Origin of the sequence: Saccharothrix mutabilis subsp. mutabilis, assembly GCF_039521145.1 — a bacterium.
Taxonomy (GTDB): domain Bacteria; phylum Actinomycetota; class Actinomycetes; order Mycobacteriales; family Pseudonocardiaceae; genus Actinosynnema; species Actinosynnema mutabilis.
Genome location: NZ_BAAABU010000016.1, coordinates 56,188 through 77,709 on the forward strand (window position 1 = coordinate 56,188; position 21,522 = coordinate 77,709).

The following is a 21,522-nucleotide window of genomic DNA, read 5'->3' on the forward strand; positions in this document are numbered from 1 at the left end:
TCACTCCTGTTCGGTGCTGGTCAGGTGGCCCGCGATGAGGTGCAGCAGCGCTTCGTCCGCCCCGCCCGCGAAGCTGCCCGCGCGGGCGTCGCGGTAGGTGCGCTCGACGTCGTCCACGCCCAGGTAGCCCGCCGCGCCCCGGACCTGGAGCCCGACGTCGGCGACCTCGCGCAGCAGGCGGGTGGCGCGCAGCTTGGCGATGCTGGCCTCGCGCAGGCACTGCGCGCCGTCGGCGAGCAGTTGGTAGGCCTCGCCCGCGTAGCCGCGCACGAGGTCGAGTTCGGCGTCGAGTTCGGCGAGCCGGAACCCGATGGCCTGGTGGTCGGTCAGCGCGCGGCCCAGGACGCGGCGGCGGCGCGCGTGGTGCACGGTCGCGCGCAGCACCCGTTCGGCCTGGCCGAGCGCGACCACGGCCAGGAAGCAGCGCTCCCGGGTGAACGTGCGGGTCTGGAGTTCGTAGCCCTCGCCGACCTCGCCCAGCAGGTAGGCCGCGGGCACCTCCACGTCGGTGAAGGTCAGCGTGCCGTGGTCGCACGAGCGGTGGCCGAGCTTGCCGGTGTGGCGGACCTGCCGCACCCCGGCCAGGTTCGTCGGCACCACCAGCAGCGCCAGGTCGCCGATGCCGGCCGCCTCACCGGTGCGGCACAGCACCACGGCGAAGTCCGCGACCGACCCGTTGGTGATGAACGCCTTGGTGCCGTTGACGGTGAAGCCGCGCCCGGTGCGCACGGCGGTGGTGGTGAGCGCGCCCAGGTCGGACCCGCCCGCCGGTTCGGTCGCGGCCAGCGCCGCCACCAGCTCGCCCCGGATGGCCGGCCGCAGCACGTCGCGGCGCACCTCGGGCGTGCCGGCGCGGGCCAGCAGCGGCGCGACGATGTCGGTCTGCACGGACAACGCCATCGCGGGCGCGCCGGCCGGGACGCGGCCCAGCTCCTGCGCCCACACGTAGGAGTACCCGAGGTCCAGGCCCAGCCCGCCGTCCTCCACCGGCATGGTCAGGCCCAGCAGCCCTTCGCCGGCCAGGGTCTTGCACAGCTGGTGCACGGGCATGACGCCGTCGCGCTCCCAGTCGTCGACCAGCTCGACGCACTCGCGGTCGAGCACCATCCGCACCGACTCGCGGAACAACTCGTGCTGCCGGTTGAGCTTCACCGCGCGCTCCCCTCCGGGTCGGCGACGCCGCGCACGACGTGCTCCAGCGCCACGAGGTACTGGCCGGCCCACGCGGCGACGGTGGCCCGGCGGAACAGCGACGGCCGGTAGGTGACCGTCAACCGCAGGCCGTCGGTGTCGGAGACGGTGAAGGCCAGGTCGAACTTGCTCTGCCGCTCCGGCGGGTCGCGGAACTGCCAGGTGAAGCCCAGCTCGGGCGCGGGCGTGCCGGGGTCGTCGAAGTTCTGCACCGCCAGCGACACCCGGGCCAGCGGCACCCTGGTGCCCGCGCGGCGCGCGCCGAGCAGGTCCACCAGGCGGTCGAACGGGAAGGTCTGGCAGTCCACCAGCTCGTCCACCTCGTCGCGGTTGCGCTCCAGCAGCACCCGCACGTCCGAGGTGCCGCCCAGCCGCACCCGCGCCAGGGCCGTGTTGACGAACAGCCCCACCAGGTCCTCGTGCTCGGTCTGCGCGCGGCCCGCGACCGGCACCGCCACCACCAGGTCGTCCACGCCGGTGATGCGGGCGAGCAGGACGCCCAGCGCGGTCAGGTGGAACGTGAGCGCGGTGTGCCCGAAGGAGGTCCGGGCGCGTTCCACCGCCGCCGCGAGGCCGGGCGGGGCGTGCACGGTCACGTCGTCGCCGTCCTCGTGCGCCGGCACGTCCACCGGGTCCACCGGCAGCGGCAGGTCGGCGGGCCGGTCGGCGAACCGGCGGGCCAGCCGCACGGCCATGTCCGGCCACCGCGAGGACTCCACGTCCCGCTCCCACGCCACGTAGTCGGCGAAGCCCACCGCTGGCGGCGGCAGCGCGGGGGAGCGGCCCGCCAGCGCGCGTCCGTAGGCGTCGAGGAAGTCGGCGAGCAGGGTGTCCAGGCTCCAGCCGTCGCACACGATGTGGTGCACGGCCAGCTCGATCCGGTACCGCCGGTCGGCCAGGCGCAGCAGCGCGAACCGGGCCAGCGGGCCGGTGTCCAGCCGGATCGGGGTGGTGCGCAGGAGCCGGACCCGTTCCCCGGCGAGCCGGTCCCGCACCGGGGCGGGGAAGCGGGCGAGGTCCAGCACGCTGATCTCCGGCGCGGCCTCGGCGTCCACGACGACCGCCACCCGGTCGTCGTCGGCCTTGACGAACCGGCTGCGCAGCGCCTCGTGCCGGCGCACGACCGCGGTCCACGCCGCGGTGAACGCCGCCGGGTCCACCGTCCCGGCCACGTCCAGCGCCACGGTGACCAGGTGGTCGAGCCGGTCGGGGTCGAGCTGGTGCAGCAGCCACACCCGTTCCTGCGCGGTGGACGGCCGCCGGTCGGCCTCCGCCCCGGCGCGCGGCGCGGGGATCGGCGGCGCGCCGCCGCCGCGGAACTCCTCCTCCAGGTGGGCGGCCAGCAGGTCCGGGGTCGGGTGCTTGAGCACGCCGGCGGGCGGGACCTGCCGGCCCAGCCTGCGGCCCACCCGCCCGGCGACCCGGATGGCCAGCAGCGAGTTGCCGCCGTGGACGAAGAAGTCGCTGTCGGGGGTGAGGTCCGGCGCGTCGAGCACCTCGGCGAACACCGGCAGCACGGCGGCGACGATCTCGGCGCGGCCCGGCGGGGCCGGGGTGCCGGTGGTCGCCGGGGTGCCGGTGGTCGCTGGTGTGTCGGTGGTCGTTGGTGTGCCGGTGGTCGTTGGGGTGTCGGTCGTCATGGTCGCCACGCTCCTTCGAGGTGGTGCGCGAGGTCGTCGAGGACGGCCGACCTGGCGGCGCGGAGGTAGAAGTGCCCGCCGGGGTGGACCCGGTGGGTGAAGGGGCCCTCGGTCAGCTCCGCCCACGCCGCCGTGTCCTCGGCCGGGGTGGCGTCGTCGTCCGCGCCGGTCAGCGCGAGCACGGGCACGCGCAGCCGGGGGCCGGGGCGGTGGGTGTGGGCGTCGTGCAGGGCCAGGTCGCCGCGCAGCGGGCGCAGCAGCATCGCGCGCCACTCCGGGTCGGCCAGCACGTCGTCCAGGGGGTCGTCGTTCAGGTCGCGGACGTGCTCGACCAGTTCGGCGTCGGACCGGTCGCGCGCCCGGTCGGGGTCGAGCCGGTGCGGCGGCACGTGCCCGGACACCGCGAGCAGCAGCGGGTCGGGCGCGCCCCGGCGGTCCAGTTCGCGGGCCAGGTCGTAGGCGATCAACGCGCCCAGGCTGTGCCCGAACAGCGCCAGCGGCTGCTCGGCGATCTCGCCCAGCGCGTCGGCGATCTCGCGGACGAGGTGCTCGGGGTCGGTGATCGGCTGCTCGGCGAACCGGTCCTCCCGGCCGGGCAGCTGGACGGCCACGACGTCGAACGCGTCCTGCCGGTCCCAGCCGGCGTAGGCGAAGGCGCCCGCGCCCGCGTGCGGCAGGCACAGCAGCACCGGGCCGCCGGACCGCCCGCCCACCGGGCGCAGCCAGTGCGGGTCGGGCGTCACCGCCGCTCACCCGCCAACGCCTCGACCCAGCCGGCGGCCACGGCCTTGACCTCGTCGGCGGGCAGGTCCCAGCCGGTGACGTGCAGCCGCAGGCGTTCACCCGCGACGACCGCGAACTCCACCGCTCCCGCCGACGCCGGGTCGAACGCCGTGGGGCTCTCGTGCAGCGGCAGGTCGGGCGCGAGCGGTTCGTCGTCGGCGGTCACCACGAGCCGGAACGAGCCGTGCGGCGCGATCCGGGGCGCGGGCCAGTCGTCGGCGAGGTCGGGGCAGGCGTCCAGCAGCGCCGCGCCCCAGTGCACGGCCGGGTCGGCGAAGCGCCGCCACTGCGCGTCGGCCTCGTCGTCGTCGGCGACCACCAGGGGCAGCACGTCGGCCAGGTTCGCGACCGAGTCGCCCGCGCCCGGCCAGTGCCGGGGCACGCTCACCGGCACGTCGACCAGCTCCAGCCAGGACCGCACGGCCGTCGCGGCGGCGGCCACCAGGCGGGCGTGCCAGCGGGTCGGCGGGGTGTCCAGCAGCGCGTCGGGCGCGTGCCCCAGGTCCACCTCCACCACCCGGTCGCGGTGCTCGCGCGGCAGCACGGCCAGCGCGGCCTTCTCGGCCTCGCGGAAGCGGACCAGGTGCCCGCGCAGCCCGTCCGGCGCCGGTCCGCCCAGCGGCTGGTCGGCCACCGGCACGACCGGGCGGGGCCGCGGCGCGCGACCCAGGCCGGCCGCGACCTCGTCGGCGACCCGGCGCAGCGCCGCGCCGTCGACCAGCTCGTGCCGGATCGACACCAGCAGCCGGCCCGCCACCAGCGCGGCGGCCGTGGGCAGCCCGGTCGCCAGGTCGGTGGACTCGGCGAGCCGGGCCTTGGCGTCGTCCACCGGGCCGTCGAGGGCGCGCAGCTCGAACCGGTCCACCGGCACCGCGCGCGGGCCGTCGTCGTCGATCCGGGCGCGCAGCACGGGGTGCCGCCGCACGATGTCCTCCAGCACGGCGCGGACCCGTTCGGCGGGCACGTCGGCGGGGAGGCCGATGTCGAGGGTGGCGTTGCCGCCCGGCCGGCGCAGGGCCAGCCGTGTCGAGGGCGTCAGCACCAGGTCCTCTTCGGCGACGGCGGCCAGTCCCGCGACCGTGCGCTCGCGCAGCACGTCGGCCGGCCGCACCCGGACCCCGCGCCGGCGCAGCCGGTCCACGACCCGGAACGCCAGCAGCGACGACCCGCCGTGGCCCAGGAAGTCCGCGTCCGCCGACACCTCCGGCAGGTCCAGCACCTCGGCCCACACCGCCGCGACCACGGACTCCACACCGGGGCGCGGGGCGCGGCCGGCGGAGTCAAGCGCGAACCGCCGCACCAGCGCGGCCAGCTCGGCGGTGTCCATCTTCCCGTTGCGGGTGAACGGCAACGCGTCCACCGGCACCAGCAGGTGCGGCACCAGGTAGGCGGGCAGCCGCCCGGTCAGCTGCGAGCGCAGCCGGTCCGGCGGCACGTCGCCGACGTAGCAGCACACGAGCTGCTCGGCCGGTTCCCCGCGCACCACGACGGCCGCGTCCCGCACGCCCGGCACGGCCTTGACCGCCGCGTCCACCTCCTCCAGCTCGACGCGGTAGCCGGAGATCTTGACCTGGCTGTCCACCCGGCCCTGGAACTCCAGCACCCACCGGTCGGCGTGGCGCACCAGCCGGGCGAGGTCGCCGGTCCGGTACAGCCGCTCGGTCCGTCCACTGTGGACTTCCAGCTGGTGGAACGCCTTCGCGGTCGCCTCGGCCGACCGGTAGCCGCGCGCGAGGCCGGCGCCGGCGATGTGGATCTCGCCGGTGATGCCCGGCGGGCACAGCCGCCCGTCCTCGTCCAGGGCGTAGAGGCGGTAGTTGGGCAGCGGGACGCCGATGGGCACCTGGCCGCGGTCCAGGTCGGGTTCGGTGAGGTGCTCGGTGGCGTTGACCGCCGCCTCGGTGGGGCCGTAGATCGTGTTCAGCCGCGCGGGGGAGGACACGACCCGGTGCCAGCGGTGGGTCTGGTGGTAGTAGTACGTCTCGCCGCCGATGATGATCCACCGCAGGTCCGGCAGCTCCGCCGGGCGCGCCTCGGCGGCGTTGAGCAGGTGCACCCAGTGCGAGGTCACCAGGTCCAGGTGGGTGACGCGTTCGGCGCGCAGCCAGCGCAGGAAGGCGGCCGGGTCGCGCTGGACGTCGTCGGGCACGGTGACCAGGCACGCGCCGGTCGCCCAGGCGGGGAAGACCTGTTGCACGGACGGGTCGAACGTCAGCGGCGCGGTCTGGCCGAGCCGGTCGTCGGGCCGCACGTCGTGCCGCCGCGCCACCCAGTGCGTGAGGTTGTCCACGGCGCGTTCGGCCATCACGACGCCCTTGGGGCGGCCGGTGCTGCCGGAGGTGTAGATGACGTAGCAGACCCGGTCCGGCTCGTGCGGCACGTCCGGCGCGGGCGCGTCGGGCAGGCTCGCCGGGTCGGTGTCCAGCAGCAGCGGTGTCGCGCCGGCGTCGGCCAGCACGAACGCCACCCGGTCGGCGGGGTCGTCCGGGTTGACCGGCACGTAGGCGCACCCGGCCTTCAGGACGCCGAGCAGCGCGGCGTACGGGGCGAGCGCGCGGGTGGCCGCGATCGCCACCACCGAATCCGGCCGAACACCCCGTGCGGCCAGGAAGGCGGCCACGGCGTCGGCGCGGCGGTGCAGTTCGCGGTAGGTCCACACGCCGTCGACGGCCCGCACGGCGGGGCGGTCGGGGTGCTCGCGCGCCACGGCGTCGAGGCGGGCGAGCAGGTGCGGGCCGGGGAAGTCCTCGGCGGTGTCGTTGTAGGCCAGCCAGGCGGCCCGTTCGTCGGGTTCGAGCGCGGCGTCCGCGGTCACGGCTGCATCCCCTTCGCGAGTCGGTTCTGGGCCCGGCGGACCTCCTTGGCGACCAGTTCGGCGGTCGCCCGGGACACCGCGGCGGTGTCGAACTCCAGGCGGCAGCCGGGCACGCCGTCGTCCTCGAAGCACACCAGAGCCAAGGGGTCCGACCCGGCCTCGCGCCAGCGGCCCTCCCCGGGCACCTCGGGCAGCGGCCGGTGGCCGGGCGGCACGGTCGCGTCCGGGTAGTTCTGGAAGACGAAGGTCGCCACCGGGTGCCGGACGCCGGCGGGCACGTCGGCCGGGAGCACGTCGGTGTCCACGTCGTCCATGCCGACCACCACGGCGAGGTCGCGGTGCAGCCGCGCCAGGCGGGCCTCGGCGCTGCCCACGGCGTCCACCGGCAGCGGCACGGTCCGGGCCAGGCACGCGACGGCCTCCTCCACGCCCGGCACGTCCACGTTGCGGCCCGAGGACACGACACCGACGGCGAACGCGTCCTGCCGGCACACCCGCCGCAGCGCCTCGGTGAAGGCCAGGAGGTGGATCGCGGCCGGCGACGCCTCGGCGGCCCGCGCGCGGGCGGTCAGTTCGCGGTGCGTCTCGGCATCGATCGGCCACTCGATGTGCTCACCGCCGACGCCGTTCCCGTCGGCGGGCAGCAGCAGAGCGGGCGTGGCGGCCAGGCGCGTCACCCACGCCGGGTCCGGCGTCCCGCCCGAGCCCAGGCGGCGGGCCAGTGCCCGCAGCGGCAGCACGGGCGGCGGCAGCGGCCGGAACCTGCCCGCCCGCAGGGCCACGTGCAGCCGGTCGAACTCGCGTTGCACGATCTCCCACGACCACCCGTCGGAGATGACGTGGTGCAGGGTCCAGGTCAGCGAGAACACCTCGCCCCGGTCGAACGCCCGCACCCGCACCAGCGGCGGCTCGGCCAGGTCGAACGGGGTCGCGTAGTCGCGGTCCGCCGCCTCCAGCACGGCGCCCCACTGGTCGGCCACGCCGGTCAGGTCCACCACCTCCAACGGCACCGCCACCTTCGGCAGCACCCGCTGCGCCAGACCCGGCGTGACCGCCGTCCGCAGTACCTCGTGCCGCTCCAGCAGCACCTCCAGCGCGCCGCGCACGGCGTCCACGTCCAGCGGCGCCCGGTAGGTGACGGTCTCCTGCACCAGACCGCGCTGCGCGCCGCCGTCGCTGAGCAGCGCGGCCAGGGCGAGCGGCCGTTGGGCGGGCAGCAGGGGGAACTCGCCGTCGGTCGGCGACTCCTCCGGCGCGGGACGGGCGCGCGCGGCCAGGGTGGTCCGGTTGTCGTCCACGTACCGGGCCAGCCGCCGCACGGTCGGGTGCAGGAACACGTCCACCGCCCGGATCGGCAGCCCGGCCTCCACGCACTCGCGGCGCAACCGGATGCTGGTGATCGAGTTGCCGCCGACCTGGAAGAACTCGTCGTCCGGGCCGATGTCGTCACGGCCCAGCACGCTGCGCCAGATGCCCAGCAGCGTCGCCGCCGTCGCCCCGAGCGGCCCGGCGCCGCCCGACGGGCCGGACAGGTCGCGCGCCAGCTCCGCGCACGCGGCCCGGTCGAGCTTGCCGTTGGCGTTGTGCGGCAACGACTCCACGACCACCACCCGCGACGGCACCAGCGCCGCCGGCAGTTGTTCCGCCAGCCCGGCGCGGATGTCCTCGGTGGACAGCTCGACCGCCGAGGCCACGCACGCCACCAGCTCCGCCCGGCCCTCCTCGCGCAGCACCACCGCCACCGCCTCGGTCACGCCGGGGTGCGCCAGCAGGGCGTGCTCGATCTCGGCCGGCTCGACGCGGACGCCGTTGAGCTTCACCTGGTCGTCGCGGCGGCCCACGAACACCAGCAGGCCGTCCGCACCGACCCGCACCACGTCACCGGTCCGGTAGAACCGCTCGCCGCCGCGCTCCACGAACGACCGCGCGGTGCCCTCCGGGTCGTCCAGGTAGCCGCGCGCCAGCCCCACCCCGCCCAGGAACAGCTCGCCGTCGGCGTCCACCGGGCAGGGGTTGCCGTGCGCGTCCAGCACGGAGGCGGTGATCCCCGGCAACGGCCGCCCGATCGGCACCACCGCGCCCACCGGCCCGGTCACCTCGAACGCGGTCGCGTTCACGGTCACCTCGGTGGGCCCGTAGACGTTGAACAGCCGGTGCCCCTGCTCCCACGACCGCCACCGGTCCACCTGGCGCGCCGGCAGCGGCTCGCCGGCCAGCAGCACGGCCCGCAGGTCGGGCAGCACGCGTTCCCCGGCGGCGATCCGGTCGGCCAGGTGCTCCACCACGGGCGTCCACAGCGAGGGCACCGAGTCCCAGTGGGTGATCCGGTGCCGGGCCAGCCACGCGGCCAGCTCCGGCCCGGACAGCCGCACCCGCTCCGGCACCGGGAACAGCGTCGCCCCCGACGCCAGCGCCGGGAAGATCTGCTGCACCGAGGCGTCGAAGTGCAGGGACGCGTTCTGGGTGACCCGGCTGCCCGGCCCCATCGGCACCAGGTCGCGGGCCCAGCACGTCAGGTTGACCGCCGCCCGGTGCTGCACCACCACCCCCTTGGGCGTGCCGGTCGAACCGGAGGTGAAGATCACGTAGGCCACGTCGTCCGGTGCCGGCCCGACCGGCTCGCCCGCGTCGGGCAGCCCGGCCAGCACGGCGACCCGCCCGCTGTCCACCTTGGACCGCTGGAAGGGCAGCGGCTGGTCGGTCAGCAGCGCCGGCAGCCCCGGCTGCTCCACCAACGCCCAGCTCTCCGCGGTGGTCACCACGGCGTGCGCGCCGGCCCTGGACAGCACCGCGCGCAGCCGGGCGGGCGGGGCCGCCGGGTCCAGCGGCACGTACGCGCCGCCCGCCAGCAACACCCCCAGCAGCACCGGGTAGGTCGCCAGGGACCGTTCGCCGAGCACGCCGACGCGCGGCGGCCCGGTGCGCGGCTGCCGGGCCACCCAGGCCGCGACCCGCCGCGCGGAGGCGGCCAGCTCGCGGTAGGTCAGGGCGTCCGGCCCGATGCGGACCGCGTCCGCGTCCGGGGTGCGGTCGGCCTGGTCCAGCACCAGCCGCGCCAGCGTGGTGTCGGGCGACCACGCCGGCGGCGGTCCATTCAGGACGGTGGGGGTGGCGTGCTTCTCGGCGTCGGTGCGCAGGTCCCACCGGGTGAAGTCGACCTGGGTCATCAGCTCTCCTGGCGTCAGCCCGATGATCGGGCGGGCTCGTCGGGGTGCGCGGGGGTGCGCAGGCCCCGGCTGACCGTCGCGAAGACGGCCAGGACCAGCAGCACGGCCTCGTAGGCCAGCAGCGTGGACGTGGTGCCGAGCAGGCCCAGCAGCACGCCGGTGAGCGCGTAGCCCAGCGGCAGGCTGCCCTGCTCGATGAACGTCAGGAACCCCTCGACGCGGCCGAGCTTGCTGTTGGGGATGACGCTCATCAGGTACTTCATCTGGATCACGTTGAGGATCGAGATCTGGAACGAGATCAGGCCCCAGACCAGCCCGGTGGCCCAGCCGGGCAGGTCCACCAGCAGCAGCGGGAACAGCGCGGCGGTCAGCCAGTGCTTGGTCAGCACCGCCGGGATCATCCCGATCCGGTCCTCGACCCGGCCGGCGAGCACCGAGCCGAGGATGCCGCCCACCGCGGCGGCGGTGAACACGGTGCCGGTCTCCAGCCCCGACGCGCCGTTCTCCCGCACCATGACGATCAGCAGCAGGCCGATGCCCGCGAACAGGAAGTCGCCCGCGACGGTCAGGATCGTCAGGGCCCGCACCAGCGGCCGGCTCAGCGTGACGCGCGCGCCGGTGGTGAGGTCCTGCCGCCAGGAGACCTCCGGGTAGGGCTTGTCCGCGCCGAGCCGGGCCCGGATCGCCAGGACGCACACCATGATCGCCACGAACGACACGGCGTCGATCCAGAACGGCGAGGTCGGCCCGGCGGTCTCGAACAGCAGCCCGGCCAGCGGCGGCGCGACGATGGCCGAGATGCCCCAGATCGTCTCGCTCTGGGACGCCGCCTCGCCCAGTTTCTCCTCGCCCGCGATCCGGGGCAGCGCGGCGGTGTCGGCGATCCGGTACACGGTCGCCGCAACGCTGTTGACAAATGCGACCACGTACAAATGCGGAAGCGTGAGTTCACCCAAAAGGTGCACGACCGGAATGGACGTGATGGAGATCGCGCTGACCACGGAACCGCCGAGCATGAGCGCCCGCCGGGACGTCCGGTCGGCCAGCACGCCGATCGGCACGCTCAGCAGCAGCGGCGGCACGGCCGCCACGCCGCCGACCAGGCCCGCGTGCGTCGGCGACCCGGTCAGGAACAGCACGAGCAGGGGAAACGCGATCAGCGTGACCTCGTCGCCGATGGCCGACAGCACGGTGCCGCCCCACCAGAACCGGAAGTCCCTGTTGTCGCGCAGCCTGCGTGGCGCGTTCTCGATGGCTGCCACGGTGATTCCTCTCGAAACGGCGATGTTGCGCTGCGTAGTCAACCAGTCACAGTTTTGCCGGCAACCGCTTTTCGGCCAGCACGGCGCCCAGCGCGGTCAACCCGGCCTCGAACACCGCGGGGTCGCAGCCGAATCCGATCCGCATTCGGCCGGGGAATCCGAAACAACCGCCCGGAACGGTCAGGACGCCGTGTTCGGACATCAGCCGGTCGCACAGCGGCGTCACGTCGGCCACCCCCGGGAACCGGGGGAACGCGGTCACCCCGCCGCCCGGCGCGGGGCAGTCCACGCCGTGCGCGGCGGCCCAGTCCAGCAGCCGCCGCCGGTTGGCGGTCGCCTCCGCCAGCCGGGGCGCGATCAGCTCGTCGGCGTGCTCCACGGCGACCGCGGCGAGCAGTTCGGTCAGCGGCGACAGGCTCAGCGTCAGGTAGTCCCGGACGCGGACCAGTTCCGGCGCGAGGTCGGCGGGCAGCACGCACCACCCGACCCGCAGCCCCGGCAGCCCGTGGGCCTTGGACAGCGTGCCGGTGGACAGCACCCGCCCGCCCGCCGCGGTCGGCTCGGGCAGCGGTGGCGCGTCGTAGACCAGGTCGCGGAACGCGTTGTCCCACAACAGGTACGCCCCGCTGCGCCCGACCACGTCGAGCAGTTCGGCCTGCACCGCCGCGTCCACGGTCACCCCGGTGGGGTTGTGCGGGAAGTTCACCACGACCAGCCGGGTGCGGGGCGTCAACAACGCCCGCAGGTCCGCCGGGTCGGGCGCCGCGCCCAGCACCGGCCACGGCCGCAGCACCGCCCCGCACGCCCGCGCCAGCGCCGACAGCGAGTGGTAGGCCGGGTCGGGCACCACCACCTCGTCACCGGGCCGCACCAGCGCGGTCATCGCCAGGAACAGCGCCTCGCTGGACCCGTGCGCGGTCATCACGACGTGGTCGGGTCCCGGCCGCAGCCGGTCGGCCAGCGCCGCGCGCAGCCGGTCCGCGCCCAGCGACGGCCCGTCGCGGAACACCACCGCGTCCAACTCCTCGACGGTGATCCCGCCCAACCGCCGCAGGTCCGCCAACCGGTGGTCGGCCACGCCGCTGCTGGAGACGTCCACGCGGGCGGTGAAGTACCGCTCCCGCAACCAGTCCTCCAGCGCGGCGGCCGGCAGGTCGCCCACCATCACGCCTCACCCAGCACGCGCGCCTGGGCGTCGCGCCGCGCCGCCCGCGACTTGCGCAGGTCCGCGGTCACGTTGATGCGCTTGAGCCAGCGGTCCGTGCCGTCGAACCGGGCCCGGAACGGACGGCGGCCGTGCACGACGTTGCGGTTGTCCAGGAACGCCACGTCACCCGGGCCCAGCACCACCTCGTACAGCGCGCCGCCGAGGTGCTTGACCAGCGTGTCCAACGCGCCCGCGGCCTCGGCGTCGCCGTCCACGGCGGTGGTGAAGTCGCTGTCCACGCACAACTGCGGCGCGTCGCGGTGCCCGCGCAGGATCGACACCGCGCGCGGGTTCTCCACCGCCTCGACGATCCCGGCGAAGTAGTCGCTCAACCGGCCGCCGCTGTTGTGCGTGGGCAGGTGGGAGTTGTCGGGGCGGATGTGGAAGCGCTCGCCGAACAGCACGTCCACCACGGCCGGCCCGACCAGGTCGGGGTCCAGCCCGGCCACGGTGGTGGCCACCGAGTCGGGGTTGCGCAGCGAGAACAGGCCCACGTAGTCGGCCCGGTAGGGGGAGAACGCGTCCTCGGTGTGCCAGCCCAGCTCCACGCTGCTGCTGGAGCTGACCAGCGAGTCCTCCTGCCCCTTGATGGGCAGCACGTCGGTCACCACGCGCCCGTCCTGCTGGGTGGCCCAGCCGACCACGTCGCCGAGCAGGGAGGCGTAGAGCACCAGCAGGAAGCCGTAGCGGCGGGACGCGGCGGTGCGCGCCTGCCGCCAGTGCGGCGGGGTCGGGCCGAGCGCGTCCTGGTCGACGTCGTTGCCGCGCACGACCAGCGCGTGCAGCCGGTCGTCCAGGCGGGCGCGCTCGACCTGCCGGCGCACCGCCCGGGGCAGGTCGTGGGCCAGCACGGCGGCGTCGGCGAGGAAGTCGGCGGAGTCGGGTTCGGCGTAGCGCTGCGCGCACTCCAGCGCGAGCAGCGCGGCCTGCGCGGACTCCGGCTCGCTGAGCCGGATCTCGCGGATGGCGGTCATGGGGTGCTCTCCTGTCCGGTGTCCGGTTCGGCGTGGTGGAAGCGCGCCCCGCGCAGGCGGGACCGCAGGAGTCCGGGGTCGTCGGTGAGCCGCAGCGGGGCCAGCCAGTCGGGGTCGTAGACCGTGCGCGTGTAGTTCTCGCCGAGGTCGGCGCACACGCACACGGCGGTGGTCAGCGCGGGGTGGGCGGCGAGGTGGTCCAGCGCGCCGGCGACGACCGCGCCGCTGGACCCGCCGACCGCGATCCCGGTGTCGGCGCGCAGCACGTGGCACGCCGCGATCGCCGCCGCCTCCCGCACGTACACCAGGTCGTCGCACTCGGCCCGGGTCAGGAAGGTGGAGCGGCGGCTCGCGCCGATGCCGGTCAGCACGCGCCCGCCGGGCACGCCGCCGAACACCGTCGAGCCCTCGACGTCCACGGCCACCAGGCGCGTCGCCGGGCGGGCGCGGCGGAAGTGGGCGGCCAGGCCCGCCAGCGTGCCCCCGGTGGACACCGCGACGAACACCGCCTGCGCCTCGCCGCCGACCTGGCGGTCGATCTCCGGCGCGGTCCACGTCTCGTGCACGTGCCGGTTGGCGTCGTTCTCGTACTGGTTGGGCCACACCGCGCCGGGGATCTCGGCGACCAGCTTGCGCACCCGGTCCAGCCGGTCCAGCAGGTGCGTGGTGGCCGCGGCCGGCGTCCGCACGACCTCCAGCCGCGCGCCGTTGGCCTCGATCGCCGCCTGGATCACCGGCGACTGCTTGAGGTCCACCACGGCCACGAACGGCAGGCCCAGGTCGCGGCAGATCGCCGACAGCGCCACGCCCAGGTTGCCCGAGGTGGACTCCACGACCGTGACGTCCCGCGACGCCATGCGCGGCGCGATCGAGCGGACCAGGCCCAGCGCGGTGCGGCCCTTGATGGACCGCCACGGCGAGCGGCCCTCCAGCTTCAGCAGCAGGGTGCGCGGGATGCCCGCGACCTCGACCCGCACGCGGGCGATCGGCACCTCCGGGTACGCCGCCACCGCGGCGTCCACGTGTTCCAGGACCTCGGCGGCGGTGGCGCTCAGCTCCGCCGCCGGGTCGACCGTTGACAGCACGTCGTTCCCCCTCGACATCACGCGAAATCGGGTCGGCGGGCGTCCACCGGCAGGTCCGGGTCGGCCAGCAGCGTCAGCAGCGCGGCCTCCCAGTGGTTGCGGACCTGCGCGACGCGGGCGGCGGTGAACCGCTCGGGCCGGTACTCGAACGCCCCGGTCAGGCCGTGCTCGGTGTCCAGCACCTCCAGCAGGAGGTCGAACTTGGCGGTGCCGTTGTGCGGCGGGGTGAGCCGGGTGGCGGTGACGCCGTCCAGCCGCGGTGCGTGCCCGCGCACGTCCAGGTGCGAGAACGCCACGCTCGTCGGCGCCCTCCCGGGCCCCAGCAGGTCCACCACCAGGTCGAACGGCACGTGCTCGTGCGGCAGGACGCGCCGGCGGGCCTCGTCCACCGCCGCCACCGCCTCCCGGCCGGTGCCGCGCGGCGCCACCCGCACCGGCACGTGGTTGACGAACAGCCCCACCAGGTCGGCGGTCGCGGCGGAGGCCCGGTTGGCCACCTCCACGCCGATCGCGCCCGGCGAGTCCTCGCCCAGCGCCAGCGCGAACGCGGTCAGCCCGAGCACGAACGGCGAGACGCCCAGGCCCGCGGCGGTGGCGCGCAGCTCGTCGGACAGCGCCGCGCCGAGCGCGAAGTCCAGCACCGCGCCGGGGCCGTGCGCGTCGGCCGGCGGCTGCGGGCGCAGTCCGGCCAGTTCCCCGCGCCAGAACGCCAGGTGCGGGTCCAGGTCACGGGTCTCGTGCTCCCACCACGTGTAGTCGGTGAAGGTCAGGCCCTCGCGCGGTGGTGGTGTGCGGCCTTCGCGGCGGTCGTGGTAGCAGGCGGCCAGGTCGCGCCACAGCACGTCCAGCGACCAGCCGTCCACCACCAGGTGGTGCGCGGTGAACTGGAACAGCCACTCGTCCGGCGCGAGCCGGTGCAGGCTCGTGGCGACCAGCGGGCCGGCCGGGTCGAACACCCGCGCCGACTCGGCGGCCAGCGCGTCCCGCACCCGGTCGGCCGGCAGGTCGCCGACGCGCAGCGCGGTGCGCGGTCCGGGCGCGACCACCAGTTCCGGCTCACCGTCCTCGACGGACTCGACGTGGGCGCGCAACGCGTCGTGGCGGCGCAGCACGTCGTCCACGGCCGCCGCGAACGCGGTCTCGTCCAGCTCGCCGCGCAGCCGGAACGCCTCCGGCACGGTGTAGGTGGCGGTGCCGGGCCGGAGGTTCTCCTCGATCCACAGCCGGCGCTGCGCGGACGACAGCGGGGCGCGGTGGCGCCGGTCGGGCCGGGGCCGGACGGGTTCGCGGTCGGCGCGCGTGCCGTCCACCGCGGTCGCGAGGTCCGCGAGGCGGGGGAAGCGCAGCACGGTCGGCAGGGGCAGCGCGACGCCCAGCGCGGCGCCGGCGCGGGCGGCGACCCGGGCCGCCAGCAGCGAGTGGCCGCCCAGCGCGAAGAAGTGGTCCTCGGCCCGCACCTCGGGCACGTCCAGCAGTTCGCGCCAGATCGCGGCCAGCGCCGCCTCGGTCGCGGTCAGCGGGCGGCTGTCGCCGGTGTGCCGGCCGGTGGGGGTGGGCAGCGCCGCGCGGTCGAGCTTGCCGTTGCCGGTCAACGGGAACCGGTCGAGCGTCAGCACCGCGGACGGCACCAGGTGCTCGGGCAGCCGCTCGGCCAGCGCCGTCCGCAGCTCCTCGCCGTCCCGGTCGGTGACGGCGTAGCCGATGAGCCGGTCGTCGTGCGCGGTGACCAGCGCCCCGTGCACGCCGGGCAGCGCGCCGAGCACCGCCTCGACCTCGCCGGGCTCGATCCGGTGCCCGCGCACCTTGACCTGGAAGTCGTTGCGCCCCAGGAAGTCCAGCTGTCCATCGGGCAGCAGCCGGGCCAGGTCGCCGGTGCGGTACAGCCGCGCGCCCGCCGGTCCCAGCGGGTCGGGCACGAACCGGTCGGCGGTCAGCGCCGGGCGGCCCAGGTAGCCGCGCGCCACCGGCAGCCCGCCGACGCACAGCTCGCCGGTGCTGCCCGGCGGCACCGGCCGCAGGTCCGCGTCCAGCACGCGCACGACCGCGCCCTCGAACGGGCGGCCGATCGGCAGCCGGTCCACGGTGTCGTCCACGACGTCGTGGTCGGTCATCTCGACCGTGGTCTCGGTGGGGCCGTACATGTTGCGCAGCCGGGCTCCCAGCAGGCGCCGCGCGGCGCGGGCCGTGGCCACCGGCAGCGTCTCGCCGCTGGTGAGGACGTGCCGCAGGGTCGGGCACCGGCCGGGTCCGGGCAGGCCCTCCAGGAACACCGCGAGCGAGCTGGGCACGAAGTGCGCGACGGTCACCCGCTCCCGCTCGACCAGGTCCACCAGGTAGCCGGGGTCGGCGTGCCGGCCGGGTTCGGCGACCACCACCGACGCGCCCCGGGTCAGCGCCCAGAAGACCTCGCGCACCGACACGTCGAACGCCAGCGGGGACTTGTGCAGCAGCCGGTCGTCGGGGGTGAGGTCGAAGCGGCGGTCCAGCGCGTCGAGGAAGTTCAGCACCGCCCCGTGCTGCACCATCACGCCCTTGGGGCGGCCCGTGGAGCCGGACGTGTAGATCACGTACGCCAGGTGGTCGGGACCGGTGAGTGGTTCCGGGTCGGTGGTGGGGCGCCGGGGCAGCGGCTCGTCCACCACCACGACCTCCGCGCCCAGCGCGGCCATCCGGTCGGCGAGTCGCCGCCGGGTGAGCACCAGCGCCGCTCCGGAGTCGGCGATCAGCTCGGCGATCCGCCGGTCGGGGTTGCTCGTCTCCACCGGCACGTAGGCACCGCCGGCCTTCAGCACGCCGTAGACGGCGATCAGCGCTTCGGGGGAGCGTTCCAGGCACACCACGACCGGGGTTTCGGCTCGGACGCCGCGGGCGCGCAACTCGTGGGCGAGCTGGGCGGTTCGCGCGTCGAACTCGCCGTAGGTCAGGCTGTTCTGTCCGAAGTGGATCGCCGGGCGGTCCGGGTGGCGTTGCGCGATCTCGTGGGCGAGGCCGTGCAGCGTCGTGGTCGGCGCTTCGCGCGTGGTGCCGCTCCAGCGTTCCAGGTCTTGGCGTTCGTCCTCCGGCAGCAGCGGCAGGTCCGCGACCCTGGTGTCCGCCGCGGCGCCGGCCAGCAGGGTCGCCAGGCGGCGTGCCCACCGGGTCGCCGTGGCGCGGGTGAACACGTCGGTGGAGAACTGGAGGGTGAGGTCGATCCCGCCGTCGCGCGGCACGAACCCGAACGACGCGTCCGCCTGCGCCGATCCGCAGTGGACGGTCACGTCGGTGGCCGTCACGCCCGGCAGCGCCAGCGCGGTCTCGTAGGGTTCCTCGTAGAGCGCCATCACCTGGAACACCGGGGTGCGACCGCTGTCGCGAGTGGGGGCGAGCTTGTCCACCACCCGGTCGAACGACGCGGCGTCGTGCTGGAGGCCGTCGGCGAGCCGGTCGGTCACCGCCCGGATGACCTCGCCCAGCGTGTGGTGCGGCTGCACGGGCCAGCGCAGGGCGAGCGTGTTCAGGCACAGGCCGACCAGGTGGTCCAGCTCGGCGTCGGGCCGGCGCGCCACGGCCGTGCCGACCACCACGTCCCGGTGCCCGCCGACGCGGTGCAGCAGCACGCCCACCGCCGCCAGCAGCACCGCGAACGGCGTGGTGCGCAAGCGTTCGGCCAGCGCGGTGACCGGCGCGGCGTCGATCCGGTGCCGCACGACGTCGCCGCGCCCGGTGCGCTGCGCGGGGCGGGGGTGGTCGGGCGGGAAGCTGACCTCGTCGGGCACGCCGTCCAGCGCGGTGACGAAGTGCTCCAGGGCGCGGCCCAGGGTGCCGTCCTGCTCCTCGGCCCGTTCCAGGGCGAGGTAGTCGGCGTAGCGGCCGGGGGTGGCGGTCGGCGCGCCGGCGTAGTGGGCGGCGATGTCGCGCAGCAGCACGTCCACCGACCAGCCGTCGGCGATCAGGTGGTGCAGCACGATGGCCAGCACGTGGTCGTGCGGGCCCTGGTCGACCAGCGTGAAGCGGGCCAGCGGGCCGGTCGCGGGGTCCAGCGCGGCGACACCCTCGGCGAGCACCTCGCGCACCGACCGGTTCGCCTCCTCGGCCACGGTGATCGAGCCCGGTTCGAGCACGACCCGCGTCGGAGCGCCGTCGGCCTCGGGGAAGACGTGCCGCAGGCCCTCGTGGCGGCGCACGACGGCGTCCACGGCGCGCTTGAGCTTGGCGACGTCCAGTGGGCCGGCCAGGCGCAGCGCCACGGGGATCGCGTACTCGGCGGGGTGGCCGCCGAGCCGGCTGAGCAGCCAGATCCGTTGCTCGGCCCGGGAGACCTCGGCGACGGGCTCGGGGGACGGCGGGGCCAGGAGTGCCGCCATCGCGGCCGGGGTGGGCGCCTCGAACGCCAGCCGCACGGGGACGTCGGTGTGCAGGGCGGCGCGCAGGCGGGCGGCGAGGCGGGTGGCCTGGATGGAGTTGCCGCCGGAGCCGAAGAAGCTGTCGTCCGGCCCGATCGGCGCGCCGAGCACCTCGGCCGCGACCGCCAGCACCACCTCCAGCACCGACCGACCGTCCGAGCCGCGCTCCAGCGCCGGCCGACCGTTCCAGCCGTGCTCCAGCGCCGGCCGACCGTCCGTGGCGTGCGCCGGTGCCGGCCGACCGTTCGTGGTGTGCGCCGGCGGTGCCGCGGGCGCGGGTTCGGCGGGCACTTGGTCGGGCTTGGGCAGGGCGGCGCGGTCCACCTTGCCGTTGGGGGAGATCGGCAGGCGGTCCAGGCGGATGAACCGCGCCGGCACCAGCGGCCGGGGCAGTCGCCGAGCCAGGAACTCCCGCAGCGCCGCCTGGTCCAGCCCCGCGTCCGCGCCCACGTAGGCCAGCAGGGTCGCGTGCTCGTGCGCGCCCTCGGTCACCACGACCGCGCCGTTCACGCCGGGGTGCGCGGTGATCGCCGCCTCGATCTCGCCGGCCTCCACCCGCCACCCGCGCAGCTTGAACTGGTGGTCGCGCCGCCCCAGGAACTCCAGGTCGCCGTCCGGGGTCACCCGACCGAGGTCGCCGGTCCGGTACAGCCGCGACCCGGGCGGCCCGAACGGGTCGGGCACGAACCGCTCCGCCGTCAGCGCCGGCCGCGCGTGGTAGCCGCGGGTGACGCTCGCGCCGCCCAGGAAGACCTCGCCGACCACGCCGGCGGGCTTGGGCCGCAACCGCTGGTCCAGCACGTACGCCGTGGCGTTGGCCATCGGCCGCCCCACCAGCACCGGGCGGTCGGGCCGGGCGCGGTCGGCGGTCCAGTAGGTCGAGTCGACCGACACCTCCGTCGCCCCGTACAGGTTCACCAGCTCCGCCGAGGTCCGCTCGTGCACCAGCGCCACCAGCGACGGGTCCAGCGCCTCACCGGACACGAACACCCGCCGCAGCCCGGCGCCCGCCCCCGGGTCGGCCTCCTCCACGAACAACCGCATCAGCGACGGCACGAAGTGCAGGCACGTCACGCCGTGCCGCTGGATCAGCTCCGACAGGTGGTACGGGTCGGTGTGCCCGCCGGGCGCGGGCAGCACCACCGCCGCGCCCACCTGCAACGGCCAGAAGATCTCGTACACCGACACGTCGAAGGACAGCGAGGTCGCCTGGAGCACGCGGTCCTCGGGCGTGAGCGGGAAGTCGTGCTGCATGCCGCGCAGGTAGGACGCGATGCCCCGGTGCTCGACCATCACGCCCTTGGGCCGCCCGGTCGATCCCGAGGTGTAGACGACGTAAGCGAGGTCGTCCGGACCGGACGACGCCGGCGGCGCGCTGCTCGGGTGGTGGGCGAACCGGGTCGCGTCGTCGTCGGTCACCAGCACGGGCGGGCCGTCGCCGGCGAACCGGTCGCGCAGCCGCCCCTGGGTGAGCACCACGGCCGCGCCGGAGTCGGCGAGCATGTGGGCCAGGCGGTGCCGCGGGTACTGCGGGTCCAGCGGCACGAACGCGCCGCCCGCCTTGAGCACCGCCAGCAGCGCGACCACCAGGCCCGTCTCGCGTTCCAGGCACACCGCGACCGGCGTCTCCCGCCGCACGCCGCGCTCGCGCAGCTCGTGGGCGAGGCGGTTGGCGCGGGCGTCCAGCTCGGCGTAGCCGACCTCGCTGCCGGCGAAGACCAGCGCGGTCCGGTCCGGGGTGCGGCGGGCCTGCTCGGCGACCAGGTCGTGGACCGTCGCGGGCGCACCGAGGTCCACGGCGGTCGCGTTGGGCGCGAGCACGACCCGGCGGTGCTCGTCCTCGGGCATCACCACGGGCTCGGGCGACTCGTCGTGCGCGCCGGCCAGCAGCGCGGCCAGCCGGGACACCCAGCGCCGCGCGCCGGGGCCGTCGAGGGCGTCGGGGTGGTGCGCGACGCCGGCGAGCAGCCCGTCGGGGGTGTCCAGCAGGCGCAGCACGACCCGGTGCGGGCCGGGCAGGTCGTCGGCCAGCCAGAACCCGGCGGGCACCGCGGCGGGGTCGAGGCCGGCCAGCCGCAGCGCCGCCGCCGGCTGCTCGCCGTACTGCACCGCCACGTCGGCGGGCGCGTCACCGCGGCGGGACCGGGCGGTGGCGACGGCGGCGGTGGTGCGGCGCAGCGCCTCGGCGAACGACGGCCGGCCGGTCAGGTCCACCCGCAGCGGGCGGGCCTCGCGCAGCGCGCCCACGGCGGGTCGGTGCGCGGCCGGGTCGCGGGGGTCGGTGACCAGGCCCAGCACGAACTCCTCCCGCTCGGCCAGCTCGCCCAGCAGCAGCGCCCACGCCGTGACGACGACGACCTCGCGGGTCACGCCGTGCCGGCGGGCGAGCGCGGAGACGTGCCGGCGGGTCGGGTGGCCGAGGTCGACGCGGGTGACCACGCGCGGTCCCGGCTCGCCGCGCCCGAACAGCTCCAGCCCGGGCAGCTCCAGCCCGGCCGGCTCCAGTCCGGGCAGCTCCGATTCGGGCAGCTCCAGCCCGGCCGGCTCCGATTCGGCCAGCTCCAGTCCGGCCGGCTCCGATCCGGGCTGCTCCAGTCCGGCCGGCTCCGGTCCGGGCAGGGGCTCGACGTCGTGCGGCGGGCGGTCGTCCGGGACGACCTGGGCCGGCGCGGGCAGCCCCTCGGAGGGGTGGCCCAGCTCGCGGGCGTAGAGCGCGGACAGCTCGGCCAGGACCGCGGGCACCGACGCCGCGTCGCACCCGGCGGTCAGCGCGAACTCGCGCCGGCCGGGGGCGCGCAGCAGGTGGCAGCCGGGTCCCGCGCGCACCGCGTCCTCGAACTCGGCGACGTCCCGGTGCGCCCCCAGCGGACCGGCCAGGGCGGGGTGCCGGGCGCGCAGCGCCGCCCACGCCCGGGTCAGCGCGGGCACGTCCGGGTCGCCGTTCAGCGTCAGGCGCAGCTCGATCGTGAGGTCAACGGTCATGGTGGCGTCTCCGGCTGATGTCGATCCGACCCGG

At 75.9% G+C, this 21,522-nt stretch carries 10 protein-coding genes; all 10 read right to left on the minus strand.

The window, feature by feature from the left end:
- Genes ABD126_RS27420 through ABD126_RS27465 form a run of 10 tightly spaced genes read right to left on the minus strand, consistent with a single transcriptional unit; the run spans position 1 to position 21,488 of the window.
- Positions 1 to 1,152 (minus strand): acyl-CoA dehydrogenase family protein, encoded by a 1,152-nt coding sequence (locus tag ABD126_RS27420; protein ID WP_343936834.1) that lies wholly within the window; start codon positions 1,150 to 1,152, stop codon positions 1 to 3.
- A complete protein-coding gene (locus ABD126_RS27425) occupies positions 1,149 to 2,831 on the minus strand; it encodes a condensation domain-containing protein (protein WP_343936835.1) in 1,683 nt (560 codons plus the stop codon). The genes ABD126_RS27420 and ABD126_RS27425 overlap by 4 nt, the downstream gene beginning before the upstream one ends.
- Entirely contained in the window at positions 2,828 to 3,574 is a 747-nt protein-coding gene (locus ABD126_RS27430) for a thioesterase II family protein (RefSeq protein ID WP_343936836.1), read from the minus strand. The genes ABD126_RS27425 and ABD126_RS27430 overlap by 4 nt, the downstream gene beginning before the upstream one ends.
- Positions 3,571 to 6,429: an amino acid adenylation domain-containing protein gene (locus ABD126_RS27435; RefSeq protein WP_343936837.1), complete on the minus strand. Its 2,859-nt coding sequence runs from the start codon at positions 6,427 to 6,429 to the stop codon at positions 3,571 to 3,573. Before ABD126_RS27435 ends, ABD126_RS27430 begins: the two co-directional genes overlap by 4 nt.
- The gene (locus ABD126_RS27440; RefSeq protein ID WP_343936838.1) at positions 6,426 to 9,596 is read right to left on the minus strand and encodes a non-ribosomal peptide synthetase family protein; all 3,171 of its coding nucleotides are present in this window, start codon (positions 9,594 to 9,596) and stop codon (positions 6,426 to 6,428) included. Before ABD126_RS27440 ends, ABD126_RS27435 begins: the two co-directional genes overlap by 4 nt.
- Positions 9,597 to 9,610: 14 nt before the next feature.
- Positions 9,611 to 10,858: an MFS transporter gene (locus ABD126_RS27445; RefSeq protein WP_343936839.1), complete on the minus strand. Its 1,248-nt coding sequence runs from the start codon at positions 10,856 to 10,858 to the stop codon at positions 9,611 to 9,613.
- Between the two features lie 46 nt (positions 10,859 to 10,904).
- The gene (vioD, locus tag ABD126_RS27450) at positions 10,905 to 12,023 is read right to left on the minus strand and encodes a capreomycidine synthase (RefSeq protein ID WP_343936840.1); all 1,119 of its coding nucleotides are present in this window, start codon (positions 12,021 to 12,023) and stop codon (positions 10,905 to 10,907) included.
- Positions 12,023 to 13,039: an arginine beta-hydroxylase, Fe(II)/alpha-ketoglutarate-dependent gene (gene vioC / locus ABD126_RS27455; protein WP_343936841.1), complete on the minus strand. Its 1,017-nt coding sequence runs from the start codon at positions 13,037 to 13,039 to the stop codon at positions 12,023 to 12,025. The genes vioD and vioC overlap by 1 nt, the downstream gene beginning before the upstream one ends.
- Positions 13,036 to 14,124, minus strand: a complete 1,089-nt coding sequence (locus ABD126_RS27460) for a cysteine synthase family protein (protein ID WP_343936842.1) — start codon at positions 14,122 to 14,124, stop codon at positions 13,036 to 13,038. Before ABD126_RS27460 ends, vioC begins: the two co-directional genes overlap by 4 nt.
- A gap of 17 nt (positions 14,125 to 14,141) precedes the next feature.
- Positions 14,142 to 21,488, minus strand: coding sequence for an amino acid adenylation domain-containing protein (locus ABD126_RS27465; protein ID WP_343936843.1), 7,347 nt, complete (start codon positions 21,486 to 21,488; stop codon positions 14,142 to 14,144).
- Positions 21,489 to 21,522 lie beyond the last annotated feature (34 nt).